This window comes from Rhizobium leguminosarum, assembly GCF_002953715.1.
Classification (GTDB): domain Bacteria; phylum Pseudomonadota; class Alphaproteobacteria; order Rhizobiales; family Rhizobiaceae; genus Rhizobium; species Rhizobium leguminosarum_V.
The window spans coordinates 424,359-443,664 of the sequence record NZ_CP025015.1 but is presented as its reverse complement, the minus strand read 5'-3'; the positions used below and the strand labels follow the sequence as shown (position 1 = coordinate 443,664).

The 19,306-nt window shown below is 56.6% G+C and carries 13 protein-coding genes and 8 pseudogenes; 9 read left to right on the top strand and 12 right to left on the bottom strand.

Annotation, left to right across the window (positions count from 1 at the left end; genetic code table 11):
- Positions 1 to 222: 222 nt before the first annotated feature.
- Entirely contained in the window at positions 223 to 384 is a 162-nt protein-coding gene (locus tag CUJ84_RS38155) for a hypothetical protein (protein WP_158687009.1), read from the bottom strand.
- 74 nt (positions 385 to 458) lie between these two features.
- On the opposite strand from CUJ84_RS38155, the pseudogene CUJ84_RS34395 reads away from it, so the two are divergent.
- From CUJ84_RS34395 to CUJ84_RS39090, 4 genes and pseudogenes are all read left to right on the top strand, one after another.
- A pseudogene (locus CUJ84_RS34395) lies at positions 459 to 617 on the top strand (transposase domain-containing protein); the annotation flags it as partial.
- 554 nt (positions 618 to 1,171) lie between these two features.
- Positions 1,172 to 1,396, top strand: a complete 225-nt coding sequence (locus CUJ84_RS38585; RefSeq protein ID WP_210208133.1) for a hypothetical protein — start codon at positions 1,172 to 1,174, stop codon at positions 1,394 to 1,396.
- Between the two features lie 231 nt (positions 1,397 to 1,627).
- A complete protein-coding gene (locus tag CUJ84_RS34385) occupies positions 1,628 to 4,369 on the top strand; it encodes a benzoate-CoA ligase family protein (protein ID WP_105009942.1) in 2,742 nt (913 codons plus the stop codon).
- Positions 4,336 to 4,924: pseudogene (locus tag CUJ84_RS39090) on the top strand (fumarylacetoacetate hydrolase family protein); the annotation flags it as partial. The gene CUJ84_RS34385 and the pseudogene CUJ84_RS39090, both read left to right, overlap by 34 nt.
- Here CUJ84_RS39090 and CUJ84_RS39085 read toward each other — a convergent pair.
- From CUJ84_RS39085 to CUJ84_RS34360, 4 genes and pseudogenes are all read right to left on the bottom strand, one after another.
- A pseudogene (locus CUJ84_RS39085) lies at positions 4,910 to 5,122 on the bottom strand (IS6 family transposase); the annotation flags it as partial. The pseudogenes CUJ84_RS39090 and CUJ84_RS39085 sit on opposite strands and share 15 nt — an antisense overlap.
- 229 nt (positions 5,123 to 5,351) lie before the next feature.
- On the bottom strand, positions 5,352 to 5,639 hold the full coding sequence (locus CUJ84_RS34370; protein ID WP_105009941.1) for a hypothetical protein: 288 nt from the start codon (positions 5,637 to 5,639) through the stop codon (positions 5,352 to 5,354).
- Between the two features lie 605 nt (positions 5,640 to 6,244).
- Positions 6,245 to 6,420 (bottom strand): annotated as a pseudogene (locus CUJ84_RS34365) (transposase); the annotation flags it as partial.
- 78 nt (positions 6,421 to 6,498) lie between these two features.
- Positions 6,499 to 6,699: a hypothetical protein gene (locus CUJ84_RS34360; RefSeq protein WP_105009940.1), complete on the bottom strand. Its 201-nt coding sequence runs from the start codon at positions 6,697 to 6,699 to the stop codon at positions 6,499 to 6,501.
- Between the two features lie 565 nt (positions 6,700 to 7,264).
- On the opposite strand from CUJ84_RS34360, the pseudogene CUJ84_RS34355 reads away from it, so the two are divergent.
- Both CUJ84_RS34355 and CUJ84_RS34350 read left to right on the top strand, forming a co-directional pair.
- Positions 7,265 to 7,948, top strand: a pseudogene (locus tag CUJ84_RS34355) (AraC family transcriptional regulator); the annotation flags it as partial.
- 49 nt (positions 7,949 to 7,997) lie between these two features.
- A pseudogene (locus tag CUJ84_RS34350) lies at positions 7,998 to 8,701 on the top strand (IS6 family transposase).
- Positions 8,702 to 8,753: 52 nt separating this feature from the next.
- On the opposite strand, the pseudogene CUJ84_RS39345 reads toward CUJ84_RS34350, so the two are convergent.
- From CUJ84_RS39345 to CUJ84_RS34320, 6 genes and pseudogenes are all read right to left on the bottom strand, one after another.
- Positions 8,754 to 8,856 (bottom strand): annotated as a pseudogene (locus CUJ84_RS39345) (myo-inosose-2 dehydratase); the annotation flags it as partial.
- Between the two features lie 39 nt (positions 8,857 to 8,895).
- The gene (locus CUJ84_RS34340; protein WP_105009939.1) at positions 8,896 to 9,378 is read right to left on the bottom strand and encodes a hypothetical protein; all 483 of its coding nucleotides are present in this window, start codon (positions 9,376 to 9,378) and stop codon (positions 8,896 to 8,898) included.
- A complete protein-coding gene (locus tag CUJ84_RS34335) occupies positions 9,375 to 10,493 on the bottom strand; it encodes a ferritin-like domain-containing protein (RefSeq protein ID WP_105009938.1) in 1,119 nt (372 codons plus the stop codon). Before CUJ84_RS34335 ends, CUJ84_RS34340 begins: the two co-directional genes overlap by 4 nt.
- Before the next feature lie 99 nt (positions 10,494 to 10,592).
- Complete coding sequence (locus CUJ84_RS34330) at positions 10,593 to 12,464, bottom strand: GMC oxidoreductase (protein WP_105009937.1); 1,872 nt, start codon at positions 12,462 to 12,464, stop codon at positions 10,593 to 10,595.
- Positions 12,465 to 12,559: 95 nt separating this feature from the next.
- Positions 12,560 to 14,002: a glycoside hydrolase family 15 protein gene (locus tag CUJ84_RS34325; RefSeq protein WP_105009936.1), complete on the bottom strand. Its 1,443-nt coding sequence runs from the start codon at positions 14,000 to 14,002 to the stop codon at positions 12,560 to 12,562.
- 208 nt (positions 14,003 to 14,210) lie between these two features.
- Complete coding sequence (locus tag CUJ84_RS34320; RefSeq protein ID WP_105009935.1) at positions 14,211 to 15,599, bottom strand: 4Fe-4S binding protein; 1,389 nt, start codon at positions 15,597 to 15,599, stop codon at positions 14,211 to 14,213.
- A 423-nt stretch (positions 15,600 to 16,022) separates the two neighbouring features.
- Here CUJ84_RS34320 and CUJ84_RS34310 point away from each other — a divergent pair, with 423 nt between their 5' ends.
- On the top strand, positions 16,023 to 16,877 hold the full coding sequence (locus tag CUJ84_RS34310; protein WP_105009933.1) for a calcium-binding protein: 855 nt from the start codon (positions 16,023 to 16,025) through the stop codon (positions 16,875 to 16,877).
- 474 nt (positions 16,878 to 17,351) lie between these two features.
- On the opposite strand, the pseudogene CUJ84_RS34305 reads toward CUJ84_RS34310, so the two are convergent.
- Positions 17,352 to 18,095 (bottom strand): annotated as a pseudogene (locus tag CUJ84_RS34305) (IS6 family transposase).
- Between the two features lie 305 nt (positions 18,096 to 18,400).
- On the opposite strand from CUJ84_RS34305, the gene CUJ84_RS38150 reads away from it, so the two are divergent.
- Together CUJ84_RS38150 and CUJ84_RS34300 are read left to right on the top strand one after the other, a co-directional pair.
- The gene (locus CUJ84_RS38150) at positions 18,401 to 18,859 is read left to right on the top strand and encodes an XRE family transcriptional regulator (protein WP_158687008.1); all 459 of its coding nucleotides are present in this window, start codon (positions 18,401 to 18,403) and stop codon (positions 18,857 to 18,859) included.
- 35 nt (positions 18,860 to 18,894) lie between these two features.
- Positions 18,895 to 19,287 (top strand): helix-turn-helix domain-containing protein, encoded by a 393-nt coding sequence (locus CUJ84_RS34300; RefSeq protein ID WP_245457633.1) that lies wholly within the window; start codon positions 18,895 to 18,897, stop codon positions 19,285 to 19,287.
- Positions 19,288 to 19,306: the final 19 nt, after the last annotated feature.

The following is a 19,306-nucleotide window of genomic DNA, read 5'->3' as shown; positions in this document are numbered from 1 at the left end:
TTTTGGTGGTTCATATAGAGCTTAGTGCAGAAGCATGCAACCCTCAAAGTGGGTCATTATCTATTTAGGGCTAGGGAGAAGAGGTTAGTGAAAGAAGCGATGAAATTTCCATTTATCCGAACCGGAGGCGGCAGCTGCTCACCGCCATTTAAAATGGCCGCCGTCTGGATCAGAGGCGCCTTGGGACAAACGTTGCTTTCCTCGCGGTTACGATTGTTATCACTAAAGCTCAAAACTGGCACCCCAGCTCTTGATCGGCCAGTGATTGTCGGCCCCCTGGCCGACGTTGAAATGGAAACCGTTCAGCAGCTTCTCTCTGAAGAGCCACAGCGTCTCAGTGAATTGCTGCCGCGTCACCTCAAGGCCCAGATTGAAGGATGGCATCTTCTCCGACTTGACATGAATCGAGGCGGAAATCCACTTTGCAAACGCCCCGAACTATTCGGACAAACCGAGCCAGCTCTCTCATCGAAACAGCCAAGCTCAACGATGTCGAGCCACTGCCTTATCTCTCAGACGTCCTCACCAAGATCGTCAACGGGCATCCAAATAGCCAGATCGACGACCTGATGCCGTGGGCCTACGCCGCAAAGCACGAACTAAAAGCCGTGGCCTGAAAACAGCGCTTACCATAAAAGTCCGAACACGGCGATTCCCTGCTTGCTGATGCCGAGGGCTTGCGGGGGGAGGCGGACCATCCCGTTGGTGGTGGTGACCTCACGAGGCTCTCGCCGTGTGCCTGGCACCTGGATAACCATGACGCTTGCACGAACGAAGGAGACACGACTGTAGCATGGTCTTGTTCAGCGATAGCTCGGCGACGTTCGCCTCACCTTGACGTTCGCTCTTCCAAAATGGCGTAGACGCTTCACTTGCGAGAGCATCAGACCGGTATATTTTGCGCTAATTTAGAAGGTCGCGTTTAGAAGCTTATGCTTTGCGACAGACATCGGCGATCGGACTCCCCCTCTACCAAAATTGAGGACAATGCGATCTCCACTTCATTTCTTCCTGCACGGGTCGTAAGTCGCAGTTCCAGATGGCCCGATTAACCGAAATTCTCGACATCCAACTTGTGACATCGTCGTCACTTTTGTCGGCTTCGCGACATGCGTTCGTCTTCGCCCAATCCCGTATTTTCCGCCCACATAGCTGAAATAGCAGCAAATAATTGTTGGTCAGCTCAATCGGCCGGCTTGGCACGAATCTTGAGAGCTATTGCGAGGCAGCGGAGCGGCCTCCGCATCCGCATTGCTTCGAACACATGAAGGAACGCCAAGCAGCGCTGCGTCAGATCGCATTCTATGGAAAGGGCGGAATTGGCAAGTCCACTACCAAGATTGTCTCCGCCGCCGAAGCCGTCTCGATCATCCGCTCGGGCGATACACCTGCATGAGGCCAAGCCCTATCGCTCCCAATCGCGTGACAAGGGCGCCATGTCCTCCGTGCGGCCGCAACCAGCTGTGAAAAGCGCGATCGAACCACGCGAAGTAATTGGGATAAAGCACGATTCCGGCTGGGTCACAGTCCCCAAATGTGACCTTCTGGGACAAATTAGCTTGGTTCATTGTTTTGAACACGTACTATGCTCTGTCTCACATTGTCAAAGCCCCCTGGGAGGAGAAATATGGGACGTTCAACGATAGAGATCCTTGGTGGTGGACCTGCTGGGCTCTACACCGGAATTCTTTTGCGGCGTCTGCTGCCGCAGGTCAGGGTTCGGATCAGCGAACAAAATCCACAGGGAGCGACTTTCGGTTTCGGTGTTGTTTTTTCAGATCAGGCGCTGGATTTCCTGAAGGCGGACGATCCAGAAACGCTTAGCCTTGTCACGCCGCATATGGAGCGCTGGCAGAACATGACCCTCAACCTGCCCAAGGGCAGTGTTATCGTAGACGGGGTCGGTTTTTCCGCTATCGGTCGCCTGGAACTGATCGAGATCCTGCGTAAGCGGGCAGAAGCGCTTGGTGTCGAGTTTCGCTTTTCCCACATCGTGGAGTCGCTCGACGAACTCAAAGCGGATCTGATCGTCGGCGCGGACGGGGTGAATTCCCTCGTGCGACGGTCCCTTGGATCAGAATTTGCGCCGCATTTGGAGGTCTTGGGCAATCACTTCGCGTGGTTCGGCACGACCCGCCCGTTCGACACCCTGACCCAGAGCTTCGTCGAGACGGAGCATGGCCCGCTCAACGCGCACCACTACCGCTTTTCACCGGATCGCAGCACATTCATCGTCGAATGTGACGACGACACCTTCAAAGCTTGGAATTTCAGTGCCCTCGGTGAAGAAGGAAGTGCTCGGCTCTGCGGGGAGATTTTCCGCGATGTTCTCCAAGGCGCCCCGCTTATCACGAACAAGTCGATGTGGCGGCAGTTCCCCCGTCTATGGTGCGACAAATGGGTAGCGGGGCGGCATGTGCTGTTGGGCGACGCCGCGCATACGGCGCATTTTTCGATCGGTTCGGGCACGCGTTTGGCAATGGAGGATGCCATCGCCCTGGTCAGCGCTCTCGCGGCCCATGAGGACGTGGACGCAGCGCTAGCAGCCTATCAGGCGGAGAGGTCCCCCATTGCGAGGAAAATTGTCAACGCCGCGAATACATCTGCGAACTGGTATGACGGCTTTGCTTCGAAGATGAGGATGGAGCCCCTGGATTTTGCCTTCGACTACATGACACGTTCGGGCCGGGTGGACATGAACCGACTGCGCAAAATCACGCCGCAATTCATGGCCCGCTATGACGCATCGAAGGCGAATGAGGGACGGAAGATCAGCGACCCGGTTGGCGACGACGTTCCGGGAGCGGTCGAAATCGGCTTCGATAAGACAGCACATCCGAACTGCTCGTCTATTCTGTGGGACAATCTCGCCCGCAATCCCGACAAGCTCGCTGTGATCGGTCCCCTGGGATCGCTGACTTATGCGGAGCTTGTGGCCGAGGCCTCGCGCTGGGGGAATGCCTTCATCGCCGCTGGTCTGCAGCGTGGGGAGCGCATCCCTTTGTTCCTCGATGATACGCCCGCCTGTCCGACAGCTTTCTTTGGGGCCGTGCGGGCAGGTTTTGTCCCCGTTCTTTTGAACATTCAGACGATGCCCGATACGCTTAACTTTTACCTTAAGGACACCGGAGCTCGCATCGCGCTCTGCGAGGCGGCGTTGGCGGACAAATTCGGGGCGGAGGTTCTCGATGGGACAGCTGTCGCTCAGGTAGTGACTGTCAACGGCGTCGCTGACGGCACAGAGAGGATTGCTGCGGCTACCTTTCTGAACGGCCAGCCGGATGAACTGGGCTGCGCCGATACGGGTCCAGACGATATGGCCTTCTGGATGTACTCCTCGGGCTCTACGGGCCGTCCGAAGGGCATTGTCCATCTCCACCATGATATGGCCTATACTCAAGCGTCGTTCGGTAAGCATGTCCTTAAATTGAATAAAGAAGATATCTGTTTTTCGGCGCCGAAGATTTATTTCGCCTACGGGTTCGGGAACTCGTTTACTTTCCCCTTCTCAATTGGCGCAACGACGTTGCTGATGGCCGGGCAACCGTTGCCTGAGGCCGTGCTGGACATGGTCGAAACGTTCAAACCAACCGTACTTTTTGGGTTGCCGACCCTCTACACTGCTCTAGTTCGCGCAAATTCAGCCAAGACAAGGGATCTCTCGTCGCTGCGGCAATCGATGTCGGCGGCCGAAATCCTCTCGGAAGACGTCTACAATGCCTGGAAACATCTTACCGGGCACGGTCCGACCGAAGGGCTGGGTTCGACCGAGCTTTTACACATCTATCTTTCCAACCAACTCGACGATCACCGTATCGGTGCCGCCGGTGCGCGCGTTCCCGGCTACGAAATCAGGCTCGTCACGCCGGATGGTGAGCCGGTCGAACCGGGCGAGGAGGGCGCAATGCTCATCCGCGGTCATTCTTCCGCGCCTTGCTATTGGAACCGCGCGGACAAGACGAGCGAGACGATGCGTGGAGACTGGATGGCCACCGGAGACCGTTTCGTCGAGCGGGATGGTTATTACTACTTTCTCGGTCGCACCGACGATTTGATCAAGGTCTCTGGGCAATGGGTCTGGCCGATGGAGGTTGAACGCTGCCTCAACGAACATCCCGACGTGCATGAGTGCGCTGTCCTCGCACATGAATTGGAGGATCGCCGTATGACATTGCGGGCCGTGGTGAAATTGCGCGATGGCGCGGTGCATGGCGATGCGCAAACCCGCATCCTGCGCGACTACGTGAAATCGACTCTGATGCGCTACAAATACCCACGCATCATTCAGTATGTCGCCGAACTGCCGAAGACCGGAACAGGCAAGATCGACCGGCAATCATTGTTAAAATTGCCGGTCCCCGTGGATTGAACGGGCCTGCGGCCCGACCCGCCTCCTTCTTCACCAAGCCCGCCGATGCGGTCGTTGGGGACGGCGAAACCGTGGCCTATCCGCCAGAGACGGAGAATTTCCACTATGAGGCGGAGCTCGTGGTCGCCATCGGCAAGACGGGGAGAGACATACTGGAGGAGGATGCCCTGTCCCACATCTGGGGCTACGCTGTGGGCAATGACCTGACCCGCCGCGACCTTCAGCTGAAAGCACGCGATCAGGGGCGACCTTGGAACTGGCGGAAGGCATTCGGCCGTTCCGCATTGATCGGACCCTGTGCACAAGGCGAGCGTGGTCGGCCATCCGGCAAAAGGCGCCATTCGCCTCATGGTGAACGGCGAGGTGAGACAGGACGCCGATCTCTCCGAATTGATCTGGTCTGTTCCCGAAACTATCTCGATCTTGTCCCGGTCGATGACGCTAAAGCCCGGCGACTTGATCATGACCGGCACGTCGGCCGGCGTCGGAGCCATGGTGGCAGGTGATGTCTGTGTTGTTTCTATCGAGGGTCTTAGGACCCTGACGACGACGATCATTGGCGAAATGCCGGCCAAACTTCTCCGCCCAAAGCCTCACGGTCTGGTGAGAAACGATAACGCCACGGGCTGCCAGCATATCCTCGACCCTGCGCAGACTGAGCGGAAACCGGAGATAGAGCCACACCGCATGGGCAATCACTTCTGCAGGAAATCGATGGCCACGGTAAAGTGCATCACGGGCAAGGTTTGTCATACCGCCAGATCCCACATTTTGATCGATGCCCGGTTAACGTGACGGTACCGCACCTCGACCTCTGCTACGAAATTGGCGATGGCCGCGGCTTCTATAAGCTGGTGGGTGTTCGGCGGCGGGACGATTCTGTCGCCGAAGTCTAAACCGACGCTTTTCACGTCCGAGGACATCGGGCCACAATCACGCAACTGCGCACAGCAAAGTACGTTCAGGGACAATAACGAACCGGCTAACCTTTTGTGACGTCGCTTAGGAAGTTGTCAATTTCGTCGATCGGCTGCGGTCCGGGATCGGAAGGTAACTTGGCGCCCCTGGCAAGCGCACGCCGCTTGAGTTCGGAAGCTTGTTCTCGCAGGAACCCAAGATACCGCTCCCGAACCTCTTGCATTTCAATCTCGCCGGCAATCCATTGTTCGATCCATACGAGGAAACGCGGATCCTCCTCCGTCGGCAATCCCGCGCGACGGAGACGATCAAAGGCTTTTTGCGCGGCAAGGCGTCGTTGTTCGCTCTTCATAACCTTTGCTAATATCCGATTCGGCAAAAGAAAACGTGGCCGACATCTCCGGCGAACCGTAAGCGAAAATCCGCCTACGCCGAACACATTCTGATATGCATCCGTTGCACCCCCTTCCGTGAAGACCTCGTGTGTTGGTCGAAAAGAGCTGGGATCATTGCGAAGTCAATTCGATCGCCGCCAAAACGAAAACCAGGTATTCCACTTTGGGCAGATCGCCAAAACGGCCGCCGGTGTCGTCCGTTTCAGTATCGGAGCTTGATCGGACCCTGGCCCTCTACCGTAACTAATATCTCCGATTCAGAACACGATCAGGCTTTTTGGATCACGCTTTCGCTGCGGGCGCAGACTTCAGAGCTACCGCAGGTTCGCATCGCCGCGTTTCTTCCAAGCAAAAACGCGTCGCGCGTCCGCGAAGACGTCTCATAATATGACCTCTGGATTTGGCGCTTATGCGCCGCCAAAACGGCGAAGCATGGAATTGAGCCTATCGTTCTCCTCACGGAACTTCACGAGCATGAGCCGTTTCAGATGGCGATTTCAGCTTCAAGAGCAGCCAGCTCTTCCTCCGGCCGTCCTGATGATGCGGCAGCGTTAAGTTTACAGTGTCCGCCGAGCCGTTCGGGCAGGTCACCCAGCGACCGCCGGAACGGGCCATCCACAACAGCGAGTCCAGGAACAGCCGGTTGTTCGTGCGCGGGCCGCGTTTGCCCTTCGCGCCGCCCGACAAACAATCCTTGATCCGTTCCCACTGGTCATCCCGAAGCGCATCACAATCCACGGCCGATCTCCAAAAGTCGGCCTTGAATCTGATTTGCGCCTCCGGCGGAATCCCAAATCGTTAAATCGTCACCACGACCTAATTCGGTCGAAGCGTTTTGGTCGCAATCAGCATTACGAGATCTTCTGAGGCATCTGCGAGCGCCAGTGCCAATTCCGCAGCCGACCATCCACGTTTCTGCAAACTGACGAGCATTTCCACCATCGCGACTTCGACTTCTCGTCTGCAGCTCGAAATCGGCTTCAATTCGATATGTTTCTCATTACGTGCCGTGGTCATCTTAGCCTCCGCTCTGCCATATGAAAGGCAGCGTCAACAATTTCGACAATGGGTGGATATGGTAGGGGTTGCATGCAAGCCTCGAGCCATTACGCATCGACACAGATTGCCTCGGCTGCGCGCAACCCCTCGCGCGCCATTATTTGCCGATGTCCGGCATCAGGAGCGTCTCGCATGAATCTGCACGATAGGTGGTGGAATTCTTCCCGGCGCCTGAGCGGGTGCACGCAGAATGATTCCTGTAGTAAGCTAACGCTTGCGCAAAGCGCGCAAGAACAATTCTCCGATAGTTCACGACCTATCCTCCTATTTTGCATGTTTTGTTTTGAATAAATATCGTTTTATGTTGCCGGCGCCTCGAAACTACATTGCACCGGCAGCTTCGTATTTTTAGAATTTCCGAACTTCCTTCGGAATTAACCACTACTCATTTAGATATATGAACAGGACGCAATTGTCGTTATCGCCGCATCCTGAAAATTATCGCTCCGTCCATTTCTGCTCGCCAGGGAATATGATAAGTAGCTTATGCACGTAAAGCTTTAGCCAATTCGGCTTTTGTAAGATGGCTGCGCGGTTCAGCCGCGAAAACGATTGTTTGCTTCAGTTTCAGCAGCCCGGATCGGCTTATGCGCTGGAGGAATTGGATGGTTACGGAGCTGGAGATGACCCCCGCTGCGGGACAGGAATGATCGGCGCACCTGGAGCGGCGGCACTGGTGCCCTTGCGATTTTCGACGCATAACCTGCCACCGAAAGAACAGTTCCAGTCCTGGCGATCACATATGGCTCCGCTTGTGGATGTTCATCTGCCGGATGGAAAACAGAGGGCGACGGTGTTCTTGCGGAACAGACCGGATGGCATCTCGGCGATATCCTCATCGTTCAGCAGCGCGCGCAGGCATGCAGCTATATTCGCGATCAGGCCATGCTGCGATCGAGCCCAATCGATCACTGGAACGTCGGCGTAATGCGCAGCGGCTGGGCGTGGACCGAGGCCAAACGGCATGTAACGGCGACCGGCCCAGGTGAGGTATTTTCAGGTCTCTTGTTATCCTTACCGCGGGCGGATGACCGATTCAGTCGCTGTGTTCGTCTTCTTGCCGTATGAACTGTTGACCCGTGATGCGAGTCTTCTGCAGAGTGCCAACAACATCGCCCTCTCGGGTAGCTTGGCTGAATTGCTCGTCAGCTATATCAACGGCCTGGAAGCGAACCTGGGCAATTTGACGGTGGAGGGGGTGCCGCGGTACTGTCACATTGATTGAGCGGTAAGGAAATTGAGGTAGCAGCGCACCCATGACCGTGAGTGCACCGACCTACAAGAACCACCGCTATCCGATCGAAATCGTAGCCCGTGCTGTCTGGCTCTACTTTCGCTTTAATCTGAGCCTGCGCGATGTCGAGGAAATGCCGCTCGATCGCGGGATCGTCGTTTCTTACGAGACCATCCGCCGATGGTGCCGAAAGCATGGCCTTGATTATGCGCGCTGCATACGCCGCAAGGCGCCGACGAAAGGCGATGTCTGGCACCTCGAGGAAGTCGTGGTGCGCATCAACGGTCAGAAATACTGGTTGTGGAGAGCGGTTGATCAGGACGGATATGTGCTCGACGAGATCGTCCAGACGCGCCGCAACACCAAGGCGGCGAAGCGCCTGCTGACGCGACTTCTGAAGAAACAGGGCATGCCGCCAAAGCGTATGATCACCGACAAATTGCGCTCCTACGGGGCGGCCAAACGCTAGGTCATGCCGAACGTGGAACACCGCTCGCATAAAGGCTTGAACAACCGGGCGGAGTTTCTCACCTGCCGTTGAGAAAACTGGAGCGAACGCGACAGGGTTTCCGGTCGGTTGGCTCATTGCAACATTTCGTGTCGATCTTCTCCGCCGTCCGAAACCTCTTCGTCCCATACCAGACCAACCGCTCCGCAGCACAAATTCGAACCCATCGCCGCCGGGCAATGGCCGCGGGGGAAGCCGTGAGTGCACGGCCTGCCTGAAAAGCGCAGGCTCGGCCTCACGTGGCCACATTCAAACAACGTGACAACGCAGGATCCCGATATCGATGTTTGATGAAATCGTCATTCCACCAGAGCGTGGGGATGACACCGAGCCAGACCTTGGCAGGCGTTAGTCGATGCAGATATGTCACCATGGCATCGATCCAGTTCTTGTAAGACAAACGGAAGTGGCATTAGCCTTTAGAATCAGGACCCGGAAGAGGCGGAATTTTCGGCGGAAAGGCCCAGGAGCCGAAACCGGGTGCCTTGGCGCCTGCGGGGTGGGCACCGATAGCTTTCCAGAGCAAACCCTCGACATAAGCATCGGGAGAGACGACGAAAGTGGTATCCTCGGGCTTGGGGCCAAAGCGCTCCGTCCACATGGAGGGCAGCGAGAACCACGTGCCGGAATACCAGAGCTTGATCAGTGCGCGGGCTACGTCTCCCAGCAATTCATTGCCCAGAATGGTCGTGCGCACCGCCTTGAGGCGGGCCTCGTCTGGCGGCTGGGGCAAGGTGACGAAGGCGGTGAGCAGCGTGTCGGCGACCTCGCTCCCGACCACCTTGTCGAGCGTGTCGAGATAGAGTTCCGCCAGGCCCGTTCCCAAAAGATCGAAGCGGGAAAAGGCCGTCAATTCGACAGAAAGGTCGAGAAATGCATCGAAACGGCTGTTCATGCGATCACCTCCGCCTGCCTGGTGACAGCTGCCTGTTTGGCACTGTGGGGAATCTCGTAGGTGGGGCTGCTGTACTTACCGGGATGGCCCGGCAGGGGATTGCGGATCAGTTCAACGATTATATTGCGGAATTCGAACATGATCGGAACGGCTTCCAGCAGCAAGCTCGGCTGGCCATTATAGGCACGCGTCAAAAGCTCCAGAAACTCGCCATAACATGTATTGAAGGCGGTCGCCGCCTCACGCAATTCCGAGCCTTCGGATATTTCCGCCACCTTGAGGTTCGGTTTGATGGGATAAGCACCTTCCCAGTCGACCTGCAAATGCGGACCCGTGGGGTGGTCCGGCTGATCACCTTTCTGGTAATAGCGGCCTTTGACCAGCTCATCGAAACGATAGTAATGGGCCAGTTCGTGCTCGTCATCGTCGTAGATACCGCCACCGTCACCTTCGCCCTGTTCCATGATGAGCTCTATGGCTTCGAGGGCGCTTTTCAGATCGGTCACAGGAAACAACTCACCGCCGCCGGAATAATAATATTCCGAGGTAATCTGGCGAAACTTGTCGCCGATAAAAATCGTTGTGCCCGCCCGGCGCGCTTCGGCTTCTAAGTATTTGATGCTGTCTGCGATTGCAGAATAGAACTCGCCAATACTGTAAAAATGGAGATCTTCGTGCCTCGGATCACTACCAAGCGCTGTGATATGCGGGGAGTTTTTGCGTTGTATCAGGCCCTTGCCAGCGAGATGTTCGGGGCGCCGGGCCGGCCGCTCGATTTTCAAGAAAGTCGCCAGCGCTTCACGGCTGAAAGCCTGGATGCTGACCTTAAAGTCGGTCTCGCCGTCAGGGAGCGAGGCGGGATAGTTAACCGCGAAATCTGGCCTAGTAAGATCCGGCGTGCCACCGATGGCATTGAGGATATTGGCCGCAATGGTCAAATGCAGCATTTCTTCCAAGACGATCACGCGAAGAACCTGGGTCGCATCCTGGTTGACGCCGGGCTTGATCGAGTAAAGCGCCGTCAGATACGGCGGAATCGTCGCATGTTCGAGCTGCATCGCACGGTGGAGAAACTCTTTCAGCTCATCGAGCGTCTTAATACTGGAGGAATCCATGCTCAAGCTCCGTGAAAGATAAGTTGGGTGCACAGGTCGGCTCGTGTCGCTTGCATCGAGCCAATCGGTTCGTTCCGCGCAACGGATGCCGGTCGTCGTTCAATGCAGAGACTTCAGAATGTCGCGGCCGCTTCGGAAGCACATGGCGGCCAGCGTCAAGGTGACATTGGCCGTGCCGATCGTCGGCATGCTGCCGCCGCCCACGAGATAGAGGTTTTCGTGGTCCCAGCTGCGCTGGTTCTTGTCCACGACGGAATTGGTCTTCGTCGTTCCCATGATGTGGGTGCCGGCCAGATGATTGCCGCCGCGGATCGCATAGCCTTGCCCCTCATAGGCCACATAGCCGAAATCGCTGGGGTCGTAATGGGTATGATCCTGCGCGCCCAGACGCGCAAAGACGGTGCGCGCAAACTGGCGGCCATAGGCGGCACCCTTCATGGTATATTCCGGAACCGTGAAGGACAGGATGGGCCGCATGTTGCCCAGAGCATCGGTATATTGCGGATCCACCGCGATGCGGTTGCTTTCGACGGGCATGACCTCGATCATGAATGCCAGCAGCAACTGCCGCGAAACTTGGTCGATCATGCCGCGCCGAAGATCCGCCCCGTAGAGGTTGCGAGCATCCACAAGTTCGAGAAGGTCGGTGGTCGGCGCACCCGTGGCCCAACCCCAGCCGTCGTTATGAATATCGATGGCGAAGGCGGCCTGCCTTTCCCGGAAAGGGCCGTCCCGCAGGTCCACGATACCGCCCGTCGAACTGGTTCCGCGCATCGTGCCGCAGATTTCCGGCATCAGCGCCCAGTTCAGCAGATAGGCGTGGTCCATCAGATTGCGCCCGACAAGACCGCTGGTGCTGCGCAGGCCGGAGGCCAGCATAAGACGCGCCGTTTCGATGGCGCCTGCCGCAAGCACGAAAACCTTGCCCTTCACGGTGATGGTCTCGTGGGCCGGTGAGGCCGGGTCCTTGTAAATCTTGACCTCGAGAGAGCGGACTTTCCCGCTATCCGGATCGATGTTGACCTTCGATGCGACCGCCTGCGGCAACAGTTCGACAAGCCGCTCGTCCCTTTTTCCGTTTACCGCGAACGCCTTGGCAAGCGTTTTGCCGGAGTGGTAGCGCGCTTGCACGGGACAGAGCGGTACGCAATTGGTGTTGCCCTGGCAACGACCGCCCTCTTCGACCTGATGCGTATCGACGGCGCCGATGGGACGGTAGCCCTTCCCACCGTCATAGGCCGGGTTTGGTATGCTGTTGCGCCCCTGCGGATAGGGCCTGACCTTCAGGGGATAGGTCTTGTCGTAAAGTTCGACACGGGTGCCTTCGATGCCCTTGTTGACCTGCTGATCCAGATAGGAAAGCGGCAGGCCGCGCATGGGAAAGACATAGTCGCCCGGGAAGGTCTGCCCCAGATATTGCTGATCTTCGACATTGGCCGATACGCCGATTTCCCGCTCGGCCAGGCGGTAATCATCCTCGATTTCCTCAAAGCTCAGCGGCCAGTCCAACCCTTGGCCGAAAATGGTGCGCGTCTTGAAATCCGAGCGAAGCAGGCGGGGCGTTTTCGCCTCCCAGTGCATGGTCGTTCCGCCGAAAATACGGTTATATGTCGTATCGCTGACATAAGGGCCGGATTGAACGATATAGGTCGAGCTATCGGTTTCCCCCGCCTGCAGCTTGCGAAGCTGCGGGCTGCGGGGCATGGCCGCGTTCGCATTCAGCGGAAAGGGCGACTGGTTGTCCTTGGAGGCTGCCGAATAGAAAGTCGTCAGCAGATCGTCATAGCCTGCCAACGTGCTGTTGGCACCGGTTCCAGCTTCAACGATAAGGACACGCTTGCCCGCCTCCGCAGCCTGCTTGGCAATGATTGCTCCGGAAATGCCGCTGCCGACGATCACGATATCGTAGTCGTCAGACGCTGCGACGGTTTCGGCATCGGCTTTTATCGCGGATTCGAGGGGAAAAAGCACTTTGGTCCTCCATTATTCCCGGAAAGCCGCATCAGGCTTTGCGGATCATGCGGTTCTGGACTCAATCGAGATTTCAGGCCGTCCGGCCTGAATCGTCATGATTTCGGGCCGCGGGAGTTTCGGGGTTTGGACTTGGCGGCCGGGGCGGCGGCGGAGCGGGCTCTGACTGCCGAGAGAAAAGAGGCGTAGCTCCAGGTCAGATTCCGGACGCTTTTCTCATAGCCAACGGTTCCATCGAACTGTTCGCTCAGTTCATAGTGATCGCTGTGATAGACGATGGCGCGCAGCATGACGTCAGACGAAGCCCGCAAGGCAGCTGACGCGTCTGCGGCGCTGCTGGATGCACCAAGTCCCAGTTCCGCGAAGAAGGGTTCGGAGAACTGATCGAGGGGGATGGCGCCGTTGGCCTCGATGGCATTGGCAAGCCGATATTGAAACTCGGCGAAGTTGGCAGTGCATAGAGCCCAGGGATGCCCGCCGACCACCGGAGCCGCCACGTCGCCATCGTAATGGTCGCCTGGATAGCGCCCGAAGAGTGGTCCGAGCCCTTTGGCCGCGTCGGCGCCATTGATCGGGTAATAGTTCGAAGACGAAGGATCGGCCCACTGGTGCCGCAGGATGGCGGCCGTTGCCAGAAGCTTGGTATCGGTCGGCTCGATCCCGCCATAGCAGACCGAAGAGACGATATCGATGTTCGCGTCGTAACCGGCTTGCTCAGCGGCATCCAGAATGCTCACATAGAGCTGCCCGTTCCAGTGGGTGGCCAGCTGGCTTTCCAGCCAGGAGATGGCATCGGCCACCCCCGCAGGCACCGCAATGCCGATCGTGTTTGTGGAAATTTCCCGGAAAAAGCGCAGCTGTACGGCTCTTGCGAAAAAAGAATAGCCCTCATATTCCTCCCAGAGATTTGTGGTCTTGTTCTGGTAAACTTCGAGAAGATACGAGAGGTTAGTCTCGACCAATTGTTTGGCGATCGTCTGCGTGGCACCATCCAGCCGATCGAACAAGGTCAGGATTGCAATTGACTGAATGGCTGGCCCGTCATTCTGCTCCGACCACGGACGAACCTCTCCGCTGATAGTGAAGCAGGCATGGCCGAGCGTTACGCTCGCGGATTTCTTCGCATTCGTCTGACAGCGCGCGGCGAAGTTCACGTAGTCGATGAGAGACGGCACACCTCCACCGGAAACGGGCGGCAAGTCGGCAAGCGCGGTCTCGATGGCCGTGATCGCTCCATCGCGGACCCAGTTGAAAACATAATCCTGGTCGACACCCGGTGTGTTCGCTGGATAGGAGGGTGCGGCGATGACGCAGCCCGGGACCGAAAAGGCGCCCGGCGACACCGGGTCGTTGATGACATAGCCATCGCTTGTGATGTTGCGCATCATCAGAAGGGAAAAATAGCGCGACAACGCAACCAAGTCGGTCTGCGCGAAGGCAGGTGTCGGAGTAACTACAGGCGCAAGAGCGCCGATAGCCACGCCTGTACTGGTCACATCCGCAACTGTCGGTGGCTGACTCCAAAACGCTGCTGTCATCGGCTGACTCCACAATTGATTGAAATTTGGCGGGACAAGACGCCGCTAGACTAGCTATATTCGTGATGTCGTAAATAAGTACTATTGCTCAGTTTGTTGCCGTTTCCGATGAGGTCGTCCTTTGTTTCGAGATGATTGCGCCGCCGGCTCCCGGATGGGCGTTGTCACGTTGTTTGAATGTGGCCACGTGAGGCCGAGCCTGCGCTTTTCAGGCAGGCCGTGCCCTGCTCTCCTTCTGGTATCGACATGGGCTTTGCTGAAGGGCGTAGCACAGCCAAATTGTGCTCAATGCCACAATAATGATATCGATGACGCAGCCAACGAGCTCAGGTAGCAGGATGATGTTAGGCTGGCCGCCGAAGAGATAAAAGCAATTGAAGGACAACCATGCAGCGGCTGTGAGGCAGTGATGAATAGTCAATTTTTCTGACATGCTGTTGTCGCGCGAGCGCCATTGGCGGTAAAGTTTCTCAAGTCCGCGGCCCACACCAGGTGACAATGTGCAGGCGATAGCGAGCGTGAGAGGGGCAGCGCAAACCTTGGGTATGGGCAAAGCCTGACCAAAGAGATAAAAGCCGGATTGAAGCAGTTTTTCCCATATGCCCTCTTCATGCGTCCATACACCAGAAAAGTAATAGCCCCAGTTGCCGGCATAGAGATAATAGTACCCATAAAAACCGATAATAAGACCGAAGAACATATAGTAGACATTCCGGCGCTGTGGATCGAGCACGACGCTCCAGTAAGCGCGCTGCAGGTCGATGTCGCCGCAATTGCTCATACAGCCCACACATGCGCCTATGTCACCTTCAGCAGTTGCCTTCCGGCACATAGACTGAGGCAGCTTGGGGCGTAAAAAATGGGGGTGGCTCTCGAAGATTCCTCCAGGTTCGGTGTAGATTTTCTGAACGACATTCGCCGGACAAAAATAGTTGCACCAAGTCTTACCGCCCCACAGAAAACCGGTCAGCAACGCAGCGCCGATGATCGACAGCGATGCGATGGCCATGGCCTTGCGATCCGAATTAATGACGAGGATTCGGGCCACGATACCAATGAACAGCAGGCCAAACTGCACATACCAACTGTTGCGGGCTAGCCAGCTCTGTTGGCCGATCACTGGCAGCGTCTTGCGAATGGTGCCGGTGCGACGCTCCTCTTTACTGCGATAACGACGCAAGCCAACCAGCCCGGGTATCTGGGAGGCAAGCGATAAGGGGCACACCCGGCGCCAGGCCTCGTGCCCGAATACCATGAGGAACAACGGCATGATCGGTAAAAGGATGGTCCAGAAGACGCGCGTGCCGAGGGCATACGGCTCAACAGGAAGCTCCACGCCCTGCACGATGGCAGCATGATGGGCGATGCTCAAAGGACTGCTTCCGTTGCCAGCCTCCGTCAGACCAAAGGAATAAGGATCCCAAAAAAGAGACATAATCAGGGTGAGCCACGCAATGAGCAATAGGCTCCGCACACTCAGCATTTTCCTCTCAGCCACCGATGAAAGCATCAAGCGCTCCCCGCTTTTCTCGCAATTGCCAATGTTCAACTTAAGAAAATCCGCAACTCGCTGGCACAGCGCGCGGCCAGCCTGCATCGAGCCTTGGGACTCGGTTGAAATGTGCATCCCAACCAGAGAAAAAGTGAGCTTACAGAAGAGCGGCCGGCCGCCAACCCTCGGCGCATAGGGGTGTTGCGATTATGCATGTTGAACGATTCGCCTCAAACATAAATCAGATGCACGCAAAGAGTCGCGGACAGAGCTGCTGCTGCTTGGCCACCGTTTGACTGACATAGAAGATCAATCTGGGAGGGACCACGTTCCGGACGCATGTAATCGCCCCAAGTCTTTTTTTCATATTCTGCCGGCCACCGCGAAGGGCGCACAGTGCCGCCGAGATAAAGGTTTTGGCATCCGTCATTCAAATCGCTCCTATCAAAACAATGGATTTCACTAATTCGCTCTTAGAAAACATAAGGGCTGCTGGCGGCGCCGGCCGCCTCATAAGGAGTATTTACGATGAAGATCGAACGCACTGATAACAGCCCCTTTATTTTCGGATCCGATCACGATGACACAATCGATGGAAGCAAGTTCAATGACTGGATTAAAGCCGGCGGCGGCGATGATTTGATTCGGGCTGATGGCGGCATTGACTTTATCGAGGCCGGTCCCGGCCATGACATTGTCTGGGCCGGGGATGGCTCAGACTCAATCCGTGCTGGTGAAGGTAACGACCTCGTGTATAGCGACGCCACCTCCGCCTCCAAACCCTTCGGCGAGCACCGCGTAATACCACATAGCGGCGAGGGCGACGATCGGATCGACGCCGGCCCCGGGAAGGATATCCTGGTTGCTGGTGACGGCGCAGATGTTTTGACTGGCGGCGAAGACGGCGACGCCTTCGTGTTTCGGTTCCACGACCCTATGGTTGGAACAACACACTGCTATACGACTGTGACGGATTTTGATCCGGAGCAGGACCGTTTTGTCCTGGACGCCGCAGATTTCGGTGGTGATAGGAATGTGTTTGGCGCGAATTTCATCAACCATTCCAAGGGTTTCCCGGGCGAATTTGTGGACACTTTCTACAATGGCGAGGCCGCGAACGCGCACGGTGAGCACGTCGTGGTAATCACTGATCGAGGGTTCACGTCTAGCTCTGCCGCCGCGACCGCTATTCACGGCGAAGCCCGCGGTGACATCATTGTCTACCATGATGAAAAAACTCTCGGTCAAGATGGCGAAACTCACGGTGCGACACTAGCCTATGTCGATTCTGCGAACCACGCGCATGCCTTCGCTCATGCCGACAATCTGCACGACATGTCGGGTCTTACCTCGCTTACGGCGGAAAATTTCGGCTTCATTTAATTCGAAGATCCGAGGAGCGTTCCACCCTTGGGGCGCTTCTCTTTTCCAACGTGGCGCAGTACGGAAAATAGAAACGACGTAATTTTTTGATCGAATGCACCGGCACGTGAACCAGGTCCAATGGCCGGTCGCGTGCTGTCCAATGTCGGCGTTGTTCAACGGCAAAGACGTGACCTTGGTCGAGAGGATCGTGAGACGCTGGCAGAGTTGGCCTTGCTGCGGAAGACCAGCGTGGTATCAGGAGCGACGCCTGCGTAGCGTCCGTCTTCTGTACAGGCCCGCGAAGCAATTCCATCTTTGTGAAAGTCCGCGTTGAGGGCCTTGGATGTTTGATCCCAGGCTTTGATGGAGCATCCTTGTCTTCCGAATCAAAGGATGCGCTATGGGCCAGGTTCTTCATGGGAGCGCCACGACGACAGAGGCGGCGATGTCACGTTGTTTGATCAACGGCCGAAAAGTCGCTTGTCGGTAAACTCAGGCAATTGCAGCGGTCACGGCTTTCCACTGCGCCATGGCGCGGATGCGATGAATATGGGTGGCTGGGGCTGAGTGTCTCTGGTGCGGCGCGACGAAAAGATTTCGGACTGCTGAAAAGACCGAGATGAAACGTTGCAAACCTCCGACGGATCGAAAGCCCTGCATCATCCGCTCTCGTTATTCGAAGCGGCACGTGAGAATTCTCTGCGCGATTGTTAAGGCCCTTGTGCGATCGATGTTCGACGCCGGGCATTACATCCCGTTTTGCCGCGCCGTATGAGCGCAGTTTTTCGGTGACGATGCGCTTCGGCGACAGACCTTGCTTCTTCAGCAGCCTGACCAGCAATCGCTTGGCAGCCTTGGTATCGCGGCGGGTCTGGACGATCTCGTCGAGAACGTAGCCGTCCTGGTCGACAGCGCGCCACAGCCAATGTTTTCGGCCGCCTATGGAAATCACGACCTCGTCCAGATGCCAGATATCTTTCCGCGACGGCTTCTTTCTAGGCAGCTGCTTGACGTAGGCTGCCCCGAATTTGCGGCCCCATCGCCGTATCGTTTCGTAAGAGACGACGATACCGCGCTCCAGCAACATTTCCTCGACCAGCCGCAGGCTCAACGGGAACCGGAAATACAGCCAGACCGCACGGGCGATAATCTGCGGTGGAAATCGGTGGTTCTTGTAGCTGATGGTCGATGAGGTCGTATTATCCGCCACCCGTTAAGTTGCCGACAACCTGACATCGCCGTTTCGAGTGGATATGGCACGAACTTGGGGTGATCGATCTGCGCCAATAACCGCTACCGTATATCCGTGTCCCAATAATGTATTGAGCCCTATCTGCTCGCGCGTCTCTTCGGAAGGTTAATAAGGCGTGAAGAGCAGAACGTATTTCAGCTCAACACGTTCGGCCGACCGCTTTGGGACACGCCCGCATAGACGGTTTCGGGGGAAGCGACACGCCCCATAATTCTGCCATATTCCAAGGAGCATACACACACCCAAATCGGTTACATAGAGGAACGAACAACAGTAATAGGCAGGAGAAATGGAATGTCCTACTTTCGAAGAATGGATATTTCATCTCGGTTTGCAGCAGATTCACGATCCGCATTTTGACAAGCCGGTCTATCGTAAACCCAGCTTCCGGGAACTGGAGTTAAGCGCCGAGATCGAAAAGAAAATCAGCACCAGCTCACGCAATGCTCGCGACCGGCGGAAAATCCCGCGCTCGAAACTTGCTCCGGTGCTCGGGCTTAGCGACGAAGTTCATAACCGGTACGAAAACGCCGTGCCCCGATTGACGGTCAGCCGGTTGCTCCTGGAGATCCGATCCCGTCGCACCGCATCTTTGGGGCGAAGCAGAGAGCGAGGCCGAAGTCCGAAAATCGACAAGCTGGATCTTCGACGGTCCGACCCTGACGGCGATTCTCGGCTTTCTGCAGCATCTGCAGATCAAGCCAATGGAGAACGGCATGATCAGGGCGCGGTGCAAGCCGCGCCATAATGATCGCCGTGGCGCAATGACACAGGAGATTATGTTTGGAGAAGAAGAAACCGCACCCGACAGATGTTGAAGTCGGCAGCCGAATCCGCATACGGCGCAGAATCCTAAACATGAGCCAGACGACCCTTGCCGATAAGCTGGGCCTGACCTTCCAGCAGGTTCAGAAGTACGAGAAAGGTACGAACCGCGTCGGTGCCGGCCGACTTCAGGCGGTTGCCGACGCGCTGGTAGTGCCTGTGTCTTTTTTCTTTGATCCAATCGAGTCGACGCCGGAACTCGTTCGAGGGTCGGGCTTGGAACGAGATCTCATTGCCTTTCTGTCGTCGACTGAGGGTATCGCCCTCAATCAGGCGTTTCGCAAACTTGCGTCCGCCGATGTGCGCCGTCGTCTCGTGGCCGTCGTGAAGGCGGCGGCCGCAATCGGATAGGAGGACCTATTAACCTGGC